Source organism: Bradyrhizobium sp. WBOS07 (assembly GCF_024585165.1).
GTDB lineage: Bacteria > Pseudomonadota > Alphaproteobacteria > Rhizobiales > Xanthobacteraceae > Bradyrhizobium > Bradyrhizobium japonicum_B.
In genome coordinates, this window is record NZ_CP029008.1 from 740,281 (window position 1) to 753,197 (window position 12,917).

Genomic DNA, 12,917 nt, shown 5'->3' on the forward strand with positions numbered 1-12,917 from the left:
CACCGGTTGAAAACGCCCGCGATGGTTCGACACCGGGATGCGTTGCCTATTCCCTGGCGATTGTCACGCGGGGAACGGCAAGATGACGCAGGCAGGCTGCTGTATTGAGAGCGATTTGCAACAAGGGTTGCGCTTACGCGACCGCGATCTGCTTCTCGCCGTGCCGCTCCGACAGCGTGAAGATCTCCACGCCGGTGGCGGTGACGCCGACGGAGTGCTCGAACTGCGCCGACAGCGAGCGGTCGCGGGTGACGGCGGTCCAGCCGTCGGAGAGGATCTTCACATGCGGCTTGCCGAGATTGATCATCGGCTCGATGGTGAAGAACATGCCGGGCTTGAGCTGCACGCCTTCGCCCGGACGGCCGATATGGATGATGTTCGGCTCGTCGTGGAACATGCGGCCGAGGCCATGGCCGCAGAAGTCGCGCACCACGCTCATGCCCTGCGGCTCGACGAAGCTCTGGATGGCGTGACCGATATCGCCGGTGGTGGCACCGGGCTTCACCGCGGCGATGCCGCGCATCATCGCCTCATACGTCACCTCGATCAGCCGCTCCGCCTTGCGGGCGATCGGGCCGACCGCGTACATCCGGCTGGAATCGCCGTACCAGCCGTCGACGATGAAGGTGACGTCGATATTGACGATGTCGCCTTCCTTCAGCGGACGGTCGCCGGGCATGCCGTGGCAGACCACGTGGTTGAGCGAGGTGCAGGTCGAATAGCGATAGCCGCGATACATCAGCGTCGCCGGATAGGCGCCGTGGCTGAAGGCGAAGTCGCGGACGAACTGGTCGATGCGCTCGGTCGGCACGCCGGGCCCGACGATGTCGGTGAGCTCGTCCAGGCACTTCGCCACCAGCGCGCCCGCCTTGCGCATGCCGGCAAAGGCGGCCGGCCCGTGCAGCTTGATCTGTCCGGTCTTGCGCAGCGAGGTATCGGTGGCTTCGACGTAGCTCATGCTTGTGCAGTCTTCCTTGGGCGGTCGTCCGGGCTGATCGCGATTATCGGCGGAAAGGCTTGATTTCAGGCCCCAATTTAATGATTGCGAGCCTTCATGCAAGCCGAGGCAGAGTGTTTTCGAGCGAAGTGGCTACCGGTTCGTGTGAAGAACACGCGTCAAAACAAGAGCCTGACCGGCCTTGGCGGCGAAAGCGACCTAATTCGGGACTTCTACGGTGGTTTCCACGGGCAGGGCGCCGCCGCGGATGCGGATTTCGCGGACCGGATAGGGAACCCGGATGCCCTCCTGCTTGAAGGCGTCCCACAGCGCCAGCATCACGTCGCTTTTGACGGTGTCCATGCCGTCGGGGTCCGCGAGCCAAAGGGTGAGCGAGAACTTCATCCCGGCCTCCGCGAACTCGGTCAGAATGCAGTTCGGCGGCTTGCCCTTCTGCGCGCGGGGATGAGCGGCGGCGGTCTCAGCGGCGAGCTTGCAGACGAGCCGCGGGTCGGCGTCGTAATTGGTGCCGAAGGCGATCTTCACCAGCGTGTTCTTGTCGGTATAGGTCCAGTTGACGACCTTCTGCGTCACCAGATCCTCGTTCGGCACCAGGAACTCGCGGCCGTCGCCGGCGGCGACGGAAATATAGCGCGTCTTCATCGCGCTGATGCGGCCGGTATTGTCGCCGATGGTGACGAGGTCGCCGGGCTTCACCGACTTGTCGGCGAGCAGGATGATGCCGGAGATGAAATTGGCGACGATCTTCTGCAGGCCGATACCGATGCCGACGCCGACCGCGCCGGAGAACACCGCGAGCGCGGACAGGTCGATGCCGACCGCGCCGAGCGCGATGACGATGGCGACGGCCAGAAGCCCGATGCGGATGATCTTGACCAGCAGCACCTGTACCGACGGCGTCAGGTCGGTGGTCGCGTTGATCCGGCTCTCGGCGAAATTGCTGGCGATGTTGGTGGCCCAGAGCGCGATGAGGAGGAGCGCGCCGGCCTTGATCGCCAGCAGCGGGGTCAGCCGGAGGCCGCCGAGCACGATCGCATAGGCATCGAGCAACTCGACGGTCGCATCGAACTGCCCGAGGATAGACAGCGCGGCGACGAACCAGGCCGTGATCGACACCAGCTTGACGATGAAGGCATTGCGCAGCACCGAGGTCAGCAGCCGGATCGCAAGCCAGGCCAGCCCGAGCTTGGCGGCGACCATCAGCAGATAGGAGCGGCTCGGCCAGGTCGCGTGGTACATCACGAGGCGCGAGACGATCACGAGCAAGGTGAACACCGCCGTCGAGGCGCTGGAGACCATTACCCGGGCGAAGTGCCGGAGCGGCAGCGGCCAGCGCATCGTCAGCGCGGTCATGTCGACCCGGTTGCGGATGCCGGCCTCCGCCGCATAGGCGATGCCGGCGGCGGCCAGAATGAGCCCGAATTGCAGGTAGAACCAGGGCGAGGAGATCTCCGCCCCGACGCTGCGCGCGGTGGTCTGCACGAACTCCATGAAGTCCTTGAGGTCCATGTCCATCGGTCTCGTCGGCAAGCGGGGAGGATTTGATTCGAGGGAGCCGCAGAATCCCACAAAGGGCACGGCCGGGCCATCGATACACCGGCATGTGATGGACGTTAAGGCCGTAAAATACGGGCAGATTGCCGCGAGATGAGAAAATGGGTTGGCGCGTGAGTCTGCCGACGATAAGGATGCCATTCCAGCTGTTTTAACCCGGAAGGTGGATGGCTTCCCTCGACTCCGTCAGCCTCGCCATATTGCTCGGCGCCGTCCTCGTCATGGCCGGTATCCTGTCGAGCCTGCTCGCGCTCCGCTTCGGTGCGCCCCTGCTGCTGGTCTTCCTTGCGGTCGGCATGCTCGCCGGCGATTCAGGTCCCGGCCAGCTTCAGTTCGACGACGTCCGCACCACCTATCTGGTCGGCTCGGTGGCGCTGGCCCTGATCCTGTTCGATGGCGGCCTCAGGACGCGCTTTGCCAGCATCCGCACTGTGCTCGCGCCGTCCGTGGTGCTCGCGACCGCCGGCGTGCTGCTGACCGCGCTGATCACGGCGCCGTTCGCCAAATTCGCGCTCGATCTCAACTGGACGGAATCGCTGCTGGTCGGCGCCGTGGTGGCCTCGACCGATGCCGCGGCGGTATTCCTGCTGGTGCACACCCAGGGCCTGCGCCTGCGCCCGCGCGTCGGCGCGACGCTGGAGGCGGAATCCGGCACCAACGACCCCTTCGCGATCTTCCTCACCTTGATGCTGGTCGAGTACATCTCGGTCGGCTCGAGCTCGCCCGGCCACGTGCTGATGGAGTTCATGCGGGAGGCGGTGCTGGGCGCCATCGTCGGCTTCATCGGCGGACGCCTCGTCGTCATCGCGCTGAACCAGGTGGCGCTGCCGCAGGGCCTGCATGCACCCTTCGTGACCACGGCCGCGCTGGTGATCTTCGGCGGTGCGCAGATGATGCATGCTTCCGGCTTCCTCGCGGTCTATCTCGCCGGCATCATCATCGGCAACCGGCCGACGCGCGCGCATAACCACGTCGTGGCCTTCCTCGATGCCGCGACCTGGCTGGCGCAGATCGTGATGTTCGTGCTGCTCGGCCTGCTGGTCTCGCCGAGCCGGCTAGGGGACAGCATCGTGCCGGCGGTCGCCGTCGCGTTGGTGCTGATGCTGGTGGCGCGGCCGATCGCGGTGTTCATCTGCCTCGCGCCGTTCCGCTTCAACTGGCGCGAAAAGATCTTCATCGCCTGGACCGGCCTGCGCGGTGCGGTCGCGATCTTCCTGGCCTCGATCCCGATGCTGGTCGGCCTGTCCAAGGCCTATCTCTATTTCGACGTCGCCTTCGTCGTCGTCATCATCTCGCTCTTGCTGCAGGGCTGGACCCTTGCACCGGCCGCGCGCAAGCTGCACGTGGCGCTGCCGCGCGCCGAGCGCGGTCCGCGCCGCGTCGAACTGGATCTGCCCGGCCAGCTCGAGCAGCAGCTGGTCGGCTATCCGGTGCGGCCCAAGAGCCTGTATTTCCGCCGCGGCCTGATCCCGTCCTGGTCCAAGCCGACGCTGGTGATCCGCAACGAGAACATCCTGACGCCGCTGGAGGCCGATCCGATCGCGCCCGGCGACTACATCTATCTGCTGGCGCCACCGGAGAAGGCCGAATCGCTCGACCGCTTCTTCGTCGACATGCAGCCGAGCTCGGCGCCGGATCCGCATCTGCTCGGCGACTTCATGGTCTCCGGCGAGCACACGCTGGCCGAGCTCGCCGAGATCTACGGCGTCCGGATCGGCGAGGACGAGGGCAAGCTGACCCTCGCCGATTTTTTCGACATCCATCTCGACCACGCGCCGAAGGAGGGCGCCGAGCTGCCGCTGGACGAGATCGTGCTGGTCGCGCGGAGCATCTCCGGCGGCCGCGTCAGCGTCGTCGGCCTGCGCCTGCCGGAAGAAGACGAGACGCCCCCGCCGCTGACGCGCGCGCAGGCGCTGCGGAAGAAGCTCTCGGATATGTGGGCCTCGGTGGCGGGGGTCTGACGCCGCCGTAGGGTGGCAAAGCGAAGCGTGCCCACGCATTTGTTGCGATCGAAAGAGTTGGTGGGCACGGCGCAAGGGCGCCTTTGCCCACCCTACGAAAGCGATCGCAAGGACGACGACGGAGTTGCTACGCCAGCACCTTCACCCCGCCGAAACTCGTCACCCGCCCCTGCTTCAGCATCACGATCTGGGTGGCGAGCTGGCGCAGCTCGGCGGCGTCGTGGCTGACATAGACCATCGGCACGTTGGCCTCGTCGCGCAGCCGCACCAGGTAGGGCAGGATCTCGAGCTTGCGGCCCTCGTCGAGCGCGCCGAGCGGCTCGTCGAGCAGCAGCAGGCGTGGCCGTGACAGCAGCGCGCGTCCGAGCGCGACGCGCTGGCGCTCGCCGCCGGAGAGTTTTCCGGGACGACGATCGAGCAGGGCGCCGATGTCGAGCAGGTCGATGATGCGCCTGTGCTGGGCGGGATCGAGCGCTAGGCCGTTCATGCGACGGCCGTAGTCGAGATTCTGCGCGACGTCGAGATGCGGGAACAGCCGCGCGTCCTGAAACACGTAGCCGATGCGGCGGCGATACGTCGGCACGTGGATTCCGGCCGCGATGTCGTCCACGGTTTCGCCGTCGATCACGATGGTGCCGCGGTCGGGCCGCAACAATCCTGCGATCATGTTGACCAGCGAGGTCTTGCCGGCGCCCGACGCGCCGAACAGGCCGATGACGCGGCCTTCGCTGGTGAAGGACGCCTGAAGCGAGAACTCGCCGAGCTTCTTCTCGACATCGACGCGCAGCATGGTCAATTCCCGTGCAGTCGCGCGGTGGCGCGGCGGGCAAACCATTCGGCGGATATCAGCGCGCCCAGCGCCAGCGCGATCGAGACGATCACCAGCCGGCCCGCCGCGGCGTCGCCGTCCGGCGTCTGGATCAGCGAATAGATCGCCGACGAGATCGTCTGGGTCTCGCCGGGAATGTTGGAGACGAAGGTGATGGTCGCGCCGAACTCGCCGATCGCCTTGGCGAAGCCGAGCACCATGCCGGCGAGCACGCCGGGCAGCGCCAGCGGCAGCGTCACGGTGAAGAACACTTTCCAGGGGGCGGCGCCGAGCGTCTCGGCGGCCTGCTCCAGCCGGCGGTCGATCGCCTCGATCGACAGCCGCATCGGGCGCACCAGCAGCGGAAACGCCATCACGCCGCAGGCGAGCGCCGCGCCGGTCCAGCGGAACGAGAACACGATACCGAGATGGTCGGCGAGGAAGCCGCCGATGAGGCCGCGCCGGCCGAAGCTGAGGAGCAGCAGATAGCCGGTGACGACAGGCGGCAGCACCAGCGGCAGATGCACCACGGCATCCAGCACCGACTTGCCCCAGAAATCCCTGCGCGCGAGCAGCCATGCCAGCGCGATGCCGAACGGCGTCGCGACCAGCGTGGCGATGACCGCGACCCTGAGCGAGAGCAGGATCGCGGTCCATTCGGCGGGAGAGATCTCGAACATCAAGTGCTGAATATCAGATTGTCGGGCTAACCAGGAACTTGAAGCCGTATTTTTCCAGGATGGACTTGGCCACCGAGGAGCGCAGGAAGGCGAGATAGTCGCCGGTCCCGGCCTTCGCGATCGTGGTCGCGGCGACCGGATAGATGATCGCGGGATGCGAGTCCGCCGGGAAAGTGCCGACGATCTTGACGCCGGGCTCGACCTTGGCGTCGGTGGCATAGACGATGCCGAGATTGGCCTCGCCGCGCGCCACCAGCGTCAGCGCGGCGCGCACGCTCTCGGCCATCGCGAATTTCGCTTCGGCTGCCTGCCAGGCGCCGAGCTTCTCGAGCGCCGCCTTGGCATATTTGCCTGCGGGCACCGACTTGACGTCGCCGGTCGCGACCCGGCCGTCGCCGGCGAGCTTGGCGAGGTCGAAGCCCCCGGCAATCGCGACGTTGTCGATCCTGGAATCCTTCGGCGCGATCAGCACGAGGCTGTTGCCGAGCAGATTGACTCTGGAAGGCTCGTTGATGGTCTTCCTGGCGATCGCGTAATCCATCCAGTCGGTGTCGGCGGAGACGAACACGTCCGCCGGCGCGCCCTGCTCGATCTGGCGGGCGAGCACCGAGCTCGCGGCATAGCTGACCGAGAACTTGACGCCGGTCCTTGCGGTGTAGGCGGCATCGACCTCGTCGAGCGCGTTCTTCATCGACGCGGCGGCGAACACGGTGATGGTCTTGTCCTCGGCTGCGGCCGGCGAGAGGGGGGCGGCGGCAAGGATCACGAAGGCGGGGATCACGAAGGCGGTGAGAAGTCCGGACTGGCGAAACATGGATGCGCTCCGTGCGAGCTCGCGCGCGCAGGCGGCGCACGCAAATCTGGCGTTGATTGGGTCAGATGCGACGGGCGGACGCGCCGTTCCACGGCTCCACTTTGGCTTACGGCCAGCGTGGGATATCGCAGCAGCGAAGATAGCAGGCCAGGTCGGAAGGTCAAACCGGGCGCGTCATCCCGGGGCGCGCGTAGCGCGAGCCCGGGATTCATAGCCACAGGATTGTGTTTGGCGAAGACTCGGAGTGGCCGCCTCGCGTCATGACCACTTCTTGGGGGTATGGATCCCGGGCTCGCTTCGCGCCCCGGGATGACAGCGGTGGGCGAGGGGACAGCGTATCCTACGGCTTCGCATCGCCCGCGTGCAGCACCGCCCTGCAGGCCGCCGGCATCTGCGCCAGCGTCATCGGCGGCTTCGGTTTTGGCGGCTCCGGCGGCGGCTTGGGGTGCAGCACCGCGTCGGAGAACCAATAGGCGAGATCGGCGGGCTTGCAGCCTTCGTCCTCGGCCTGCGAGGGCTGGCCTTCGCATTCGCCGGCGCCGGCCGGGCAGCGCATGCGGATGTGGAAATGGTAGTCGTGGCCCCACCAGGGGCGGATCTTCGACAGCCATGCGCGGTCGCCCTTGGCCTCGCGGCACAGCGCCTTCTTGATCGCGGCGTTGACGAAGATGCGCTGCACCGCCGGCTCCCGCGCCGCATCGCGCAGCACCAGCACATGGCCCGGCGTGAACACTTTCGGATCGATGTCGAGCCGGTCCTGGCGCACCATCATCACCGCCGACATGTCTTCGCGCTCCTCGCGCGAGAGGCGGCGGTCCGGCATCGGCGTCAGCCAGATGTCGGCGTCGAGACCGATCTGGTGGCTGGCATGGCCCGACAGCGCCGGGCCGCCGCGCGGCTGCGCGATGTCGCCGACCAGGATGCCCGGCCATCGCGCGTCCTTGTGCGCCTTGGCCGCGAGCCGCTTGATCAGCGCGATCATCTCGGGGTGGCCATAGCTGCGGTTGCGTGACAGCCGCATCACCTGCCAGTGATCGCCGTTGAGCGGCATCTGCTCCGCGCCGCCGATGCAGCCCTTGGTGTAGGAGCCGATGACATGGGCCGGTCCCTTGGACGGCAGCAGCTTGCGCGCGAACAGCTCCTTGGCGGCCAGATCCGGGTCGTTCGGATTGGCGAGCGGCGGCAGCGGCTTCGGATTCACGCTGCCCTTGTCCTGGGCCAGCGCGGTGCCGGCGGCCAGGGGGACGAACCAGAGCAGGAGGAGGATGATGCCGCGGCGACTCATGCAGATGTCCTTATAGCCCAATGCTGCATCAGGGGTAAGAATGAGGCTGGAGCCGGCCGCCGGCTCGGCGCTGCTCGTTAAATCGCGTCTCGGGCCGGGTTTCTTAAGGCGGCAATAACCGTATCCTGCATTGACCAAAATTCGTGCGCAGCGCGAGGAAAATCCGCGGCTCGCATGCAATCGCGCCTGATTTCGGAACTGATACAAGCGCGCGCGCAATTTTGCATCAGGCCGACCAACGATTGCGGCTCCAGACACAATGTGACCGCGCCTGCCGCCATAGCCACGCCGCGCAAACAGGCAGCAAGGTCCGCATCGCGCGGACCGCGGCCGGGCGAGATTACTTTTTTTTCAGACACTTGCCCCAAGACTTTTTCATTCAGGACTTGCGCGGGCGGGCGCGACGGGAACGAGTGAAGTTGGGTTTGAAGTCTCGAAAAGCAAAAAAGCGAAGGCAAGGCTTGCCTGCCCGGGCCGGCCGCTCGCCGCGCAAGCCGCGCTTCGCATGCGCACCGCGACCCCTGTCCGAACGCGACGAGGTCTTGCGCAGTCGCGCCGAGGCGGAGGCCGCGATCGCGGACGCGCGCAAATCGCATGAGCGGCTGCGCCAGGCCATCGACATCCTGCCGCAGGGCATCGTGTTCCTCGATGCCGAGGGCCGCTACGTCCTCTGGAACAAGAAATACGCGGAGATCTACAGCAAGACCGCCGATCTGTTCGAAGAGGGCGCACGTCTCGAAGACACGCTGCGCATCGGCGTTGCCCGCGGCGATTACCCGGAGGCTGTGGGCCAGGAGGACGCGTGGATCGCCGAGCGGCTGCAAAAACTCTATCAGCCCGGCGCGCGGCACGAGCAGATGTTGTCGGACGGCCGCGTCATTCTGATCGACGAGCGCTTGACCGATGACGGCGGCGTGGTCGGCCTGCGCGTCGACATCACCGAGCTGAAGCAGCGCGAAGCCTCGTTCCGCCTGCTGTTCGACGGCAATCCCGTCCCGATGATCGTCTGCGCGCTGGACGACGAGCGCATCCTCGGCGTCAACGATGCCGCGGTCGCGCATTACGGTTACAGCCGCGCCGAGTTCGAGCGGCTGAAGATCCGCTCCTTGCAGGCCTTCGACAGCGAGCCGCCCTGGACCGCCGATCGTTCCAGCGAGGAGCAGGCCGGCCGCACCTGGAAGCACGTCAAGGCCGACGGCGCGCTGATCGACCTTGCGATCTATTTCCGCGAATTGACCTATGCCGACCGGCCCGCGGTGCTGCTGGCGCTGATGGACATCACCGAACGCAAGCGCGCCGAGGCGCGGCTCGCCTTCATGGCCCAGCATGACTCCCTGACCGGCCTGCCCAACCGCGCCTTGCTGCGCCAGCAGACCGACGAGATGCTGCTGCACACGCGGCGCAGCCCCGAGAAGGTCGCGCTGCTGATGCTGGGACTCGACAATTTCAAGGCGGTCAACGACACGCTCGGACACGCGGTCGGCGACAAGCTGCTGCGCGGCGTCGCCAAGCGGCTGCGCTCGACCTTGCGCGAGGAAGACGCGCTGGCGCGGCTCAACTCGGACGAGTTCGCGATCGTGCAGAGCGGCTTGATGCGGCCCGAGGACGCGGTCGGGCTGGCAAAGCGCCTGCTCGAGGCCATCGCCGATCCCTATCTGCTCGACGGTCATTCCGTGGTGATCGGCGCCTCGATCGGCATCGCGATGGCGCCGGGCGATGGCGACGATTCCGAGAAGTTGCTCAAGAGCGCCGACATGGCGCTGTCACGCGCCAAGCAGGACGCGCGCGGCAGCTTCGCCTTCTTCGAGGCCGCTTTGGATGCGAAAGCGCAGAGCCGCCGCAAGATCGAGGTCGAGCTGCGCGACGCGATCCAGAACGACGTGCTGCGTCCGTATTATCAGCCGCTGATCGACCTCCAGAGCGGCCGCATCACCGGCTTCGAAGCGCTGGTGCGCTGGCCGCACGCCGAGCGCGGCATGGTCTCGCCCGCCGAGTTCATTCCGGTCGCCGAGGACACCGGCCTGATCAATCCGCTCGGCGGGCTGATGCTGCGCCGGGCCTGCCTCGATGCCGCGGCCTGGCCGGACGACGTCCGCGTCGCCGTCAATCTGTCGCCACTCCAGTTCCGCAGCGGCAATCTGCTCTCGATGGTCACGGAGGCGCTCAAGGGGGCCGGCCTGACGCCGCGCCGGCTCGAGCTCGAGATCACCGAGACGCTGCTCCTGGAAAAGAGCGCGCAGGTGCTGGCGACGCTGCATGCCTTGCGCGCGCTGGGGGTGCGCATCTCGATGGACGATTTCGGCACCGGCTATTCCAGCCTCAGCTATCTGCGCAGCTTCCCCTTCGACAAGATCAAGATCGATCAGTCCTTCGTTCGCGATCTCGGCGCCAATCGCGAGGCGCAGGCCATCATCCGCTCCATCGTCAGCCTCGGCAAAGGCCTGGGCGTCACCATCACCGCCGAAGGCGTCGAGACCGAAGCCGAGCTGAGCTGCCTGCGCGCGGAAGGCTGCCACGAAGGCCAGGGCTTTCTGTTCAGCAAGGCCCGGCCCAATGTCGAGATCGTCAGCCTGCTCGCCGCACAGCGCGGCATCGACGGCGATGACGCCGCGCTGGTGGCGTGAGCGGCGGTCGCCGCCTGGCGATGCCGATGTAAAGGGACGCGCCGCTTTCTCCAACGTCGCAACACGAGGCCGAAACTCGAAGTCCGACCAAGGGGCGGACTCATGACGCCGGCTTGCTGACGCAAAGCCTTCGACAATGGCGGACCTGAGGTCGGCCAGCCGAGTTGTGCTCCAGGAGAAGGTGTCCCCACCCATGTGCCGAGCACAAAATTCTTTCTCTGCGCGCTTGGTTGTTGGACAAGGGGGCGTCCGGTTCAGAGGGAGCACGACGAATGTTTGGTAGGTCTGGCGGCACTTGGTTGAACGAGCCGAAGTCATGGTCCGAAAAGGAAAACCTCCTTGAACTGATAACGGACCAGGCCACTGACTTTTGGCGCGAGACACATTACGGCTTTATCCGCGATAGCGGACATTTCCTCGGTTTTGAGACGGGAGATGCGTTCACGGCCGAACTTCGCATCCGGGCTGATTTCAAGGCGCTCTACGATCAAGCGGGCCTGATGGTGCGTATAGACGAACGTCGCTGGCTCAAGGCGGGGATCGAGTTTTCGGACGGGCGCGCCATGCTGTCGAGCGTGCTGACTGCGGGGCAATCGGACTGGGTAACAGCCCACTATGAGCACGACGCCAGTGACTTCCGATTGCGTGTCACGGTTGCGCATGGTGTTCTTCGTTTGCAGGCCTCGACCGATGGAAAGATGTGGCCTCTCATGCGGCTCGCGCCATTCGCGGAGAGTTCTTCCTATCTCGTTGGCCCCATGGCTTGCACGCCGGAGCGGTCGGGATTAGCGGTCGCCTTTTCCGATTTTCGGCTGGGGCCGCCGCTTGGCAAGGCGCTTCATGATCTGGGATGAGGAGCACAAGCGAAAGCGGGTTGACGTCCGCCCGCCAAGGCAAACTGGCGATGTCCTCGCTCGTTGAAATCAGGCCGCGGCGCGGCCGAGGGCGAGCGATGGCCCGCGCCTGGTCGGGAAGCTCAGCGCCACCGCGACGGCGGCGAGGCCGATCGCGAACGAGCCGGCATGCAGCCACGTGTATTGCTGGAAGCTGTCGAACACGAGCCCGCCTGCCCATGGGCCGAGCGCCATGCCGAGGCTGGCGAAGGCCGACACCGCACCGAACACCGTCCCCATGATGCGGGCGCCGAAAAACTCGCGGACCAGCACGGCATAGAGCGGCATCACCCCGCCATAGGCGAGGCCGAACACGACCGAGAGCGCGTAGAACTCGCCGAGCAGCGCCACCGCAAGATAGGTCGCGATGCAGATCGCCTGCACCAGGAGCCCGCCGACCAGCACCGGCTTGGCGCCGATGCGATCGGCCAGCGCGCCCAGCAGCAGGCGGCCGCCGAGGCCCGAGACGCCGGCGACGCTGTAGACCGTCACCGCCGTGAGCGGAGCGATGCCGCAGACCATCGCGTACGAGACCATGTGGAAGATCGGGCCGGAATGCGCCGCGCAGCAGGCGAAATGCGCCGCCGCCAGCGCGATGAATTGCGGCGTGCGCAACGCCTGCGCCGCGGTCAGCTCGACCTCCGGCGCCGCGTCTGCGCTCGCGTCGACCGCCGCCGCCGGACGCACCAGAAAGCAGGCGGGGATCAGCAGCGCCCAGGCGGCACAGCCGATCACCAGCATGGCAGTGCGCCAGTCGTAGGCCGTGATGAGCCAGCTTGCAGCCGGTGCGATCGTCACCGGCGACACGCCCATGCCGGCCGAAACCAGCGCCACGGCCAGACTTCTGTTCTTCTCGATCCAGGCGCTCGCCAGCGCCATCATCGGCGCATAGAAGCTGCCGGCGGCAATGCCGATCAGCACGCCGAAGCAGAGCTGGAACTGCCACAGGCTGGTCGCCTGGCTCGCGGTGACGAGGCCAAGCCCCAGCAGCAGGCTTCCCGCCAGAACCACAATGCGGGTGCCGAACCGGTCCGACAGCGCGCCCCACAGGAACGCGGCAAATCCCATGAAGAGGAAATCCAGCGTCGCCGCCGCGGACACGCCGGCGCGCGACCAGCCCATGGCGTCCGAGATCGGCTGCAGGAACACCGCCAGCGACAGCATCGTGCCGAATCCGACGCATGTCATCAGCGCGCCTGCGGCGACAACGACCCAGCCATAGTCGAAGCGTGACGGCTTGCTCATGCGTTTCCTCGGCGCTGTTGCTCTTGTTGATGCTGCGCGTGGAGGGATGGTGGCCCATCCGCTTCCGGAGAGCAAGGCGCGCCGGGCGCACGGCT

Annotated in this window: 10 protein-coding genes; 3 read left to right on the forward strand and 7 right to left on the reverse strand. The window is 66.4% G+C overall.

Translation table 11 applies throughout. The features are described 5' to 3' along the window. Positions 1–133 precede the first annotated feature (133 nt). Positions 134–958 (reverse strand): type I methionyl aminopeptidase, encoded by an 825-nt coding sequence (gene map, locus DCM79_RS03565; protein ID WP_257178666.1) that lies wholly within the window; start codon positions 956–958, stop codon positions 134–136. A gap of 198 nt (positions 959–1,156) precedes the next feature. Beyond that, entirely contained in the window at positions 1,157–2,473 is a 1,317-nt protein-coding gene (locus DCM79_RS03570) for a mechanosensitive ion channel family protein (RefSeq protein WP_257178667.1), read from the reverse strand. A gap of 206 nt (positions 2,474–2,679) precedes the next feature. Here DCM79_RS03570 and DCM79_RS03575 point away from each other — a divergent pair, with 206 nt between their 5' ends. Further along, on the forward strand, positions 2,680–4,473 hold the full coding sequence (locus tag DCM79_RS03575) for a potassium/proton antiporter (protein ID WP_257178668.1): 1,794 nt from the start codon (positions 2,680–2,682) through the stop codon (positions 4,471–4,473). A 127-nt stretch (positions 4,474–4,600) separates the two neighbouring features. Here DCM79_RS03575 and modC read toward each other — a convergent pair whose 3' ends face one another. The 4 genes from modC to mepA all read right to left on the reverse strand — a co-directional run bounded on the left by modC (position 4,601) and on the right by mepA (position 8,060). Beyond that, complete coding sequence (modC, locus tag DCM79_RS03580; protein ID WP_257178669.1) at positions 4,601–5,263, reverse strand: molybdenum ABC transporter ATP-binding protein; 663 nt, start codon at positions 5,261–5,263, stop codon at positions 4,601–4,603. Between the two features lie 2 nt (positions 5,264–5,265). Further along, entirely contained in the window at positions 5,266–5,961 is a 696-nt protein-coding gene (gene modB / locus DCM79_RS03585) for a molybdate ABC transporter permease subunit (RefSeq protein ID WP_257178670.1), read from the reverse strand. A 13-nt stretch (positions 5,962–5,974) separates the two neighbouring features. Further along, complete coding sequence (modA, locus tag DCM79_RS03590; protein ID WP_257178671.1) at positions 5,975–6,775, reverse strand: molybdate ABC transporter substrate-binding protein; 801 nt, start codon at positions 6,773–6,775, stop codon at positions 5,975–5,977. Positions 6,776–7,115: 340 nt separating this feature from the next. Next, positions 7,116–8,060, reverse strand: coding sequence for a penicillin-insensitive murein endopeptidase (gene mepA / locus DCM79_RS03595; RefSeq protein WP_257178672.1), 945 nt, complete (start codon positions 8,058–8,060; stop codon positions 7,116–7,118). Positions 8,061–8,521: 461 nt separating this feature from the next. Between mepA and DCM79_RS03600 the strand changes: the two genes are divergently transcribed. Together DCM79_RS03600 and DCM79_RS03605 are read left to right on the forward strand one after the other, a co-directional pair. Beyond that, entirely contained in the window at positions 8,522–10,684 is a 2,163-nt protein-coding gene (locus DCM79_RS03600) for an EAL domain-containing protein (protein WP_257178673.1), read from the forward strand. Between the two features lie 272 nt (positions 10,685–10,956). After that, positions 10,957–11,538 carry a DUF1349 domain-containing protein gene (locus DCM79_RS03605; RefSeq protein WP_257178674.1) on the forward strand — a complete coding sequence of 194 codons (582 nt, stop codon included), beginning with the start codon at positions 10,957–10,959 and terminating at the stop codon, positions 11,536–11,538. Between the two features lie 69 nt (positions 11,539–11,607). Here DCM79_RS03605 and DCM79_RS03610 read toward each other — a convergent pair whose 3' ends face one another. After that, positions 11,608–12,822 (reverse strand): MFS transporter, encoded by a 1,215-nt coding sequence (locus DCM79_RS03610; protein WP_257178675.1) that lies wholly within the window; start codon positions 12,820–12,822, stop codon positions 11,608–11,610. Positions 12,823–12,917 lie beyond the last annotated feature (95 nt).

What these genes read in the sequence shown, in the direction of transcription:
- DCM79_RS03575 (WP_257178668.1), top strand. Translation starts at nt 2,680, where the DNA reads ATGGCTTCCCTCGACTCCGTCAGCCTCGCCATATTGCTCGGCGCCGTC.
- modA (WP_257178671.1), bottom strand. Translation starts at nt 6,775, where the DNA reads ATGTTTCGCCAGTCCGGACTTCTCACCGCCTTCGTGATCCCCGCCTTC.
- DCM79_RS03570 (WP_257178667.1), bottom strand. Translation starts at nt 2,473, where the DNA reads ATGGACATGGACCTCAAGGACTTCATGGAGTTCGTGCAGACCACCGCG.
- DCM79_RS03605 (WP_257178674.1), top strand. Translation starts at nt 10,957, where the DNA reads ATGTTTGGTAGGTCTGGCGGCACTTGGTTGAACGAGCCGAAGTCATGG.
- DCM79_RS03610 (WP_257178675.1), bottom strand. Translation starts at nt 12,822, where the DNA reads ATGAGCAAGCCGTCACGCTTCGACTATGGCTGGGTCGTTGTCGCCGCA.
- map (WP_257178666.1), bottom strand. Translation starts at nt 958, where the DNA reads ATGAGCTACGTCGAAGCCACCGATACCTCGCTGCGCAAGACCGGACAG.
- mepA (WP_257178672.1), bottom strand. Translation starts at nt 8,060, where the DNA reads ATGAGTCGCCGCGGCATCATCCTCCTCCTGCTCTGGTTCGTCCCCCTG.
- modC (WP_257178669.1), bottom strand. Translation starts at nt 5,263, where the DNA reads ATGCTGCGCGTCGATGTCGAGAAGAAGCTCGGCGAGTTCTCGCTTCAG.
- modB (WP_257178670.1), bottom strand. Translation starts at nt 5,961, where the DNA reads ATGTTCGAGATCTCTCCCGCCGAATGGACCGCGATCCTGCTCTCGCTC.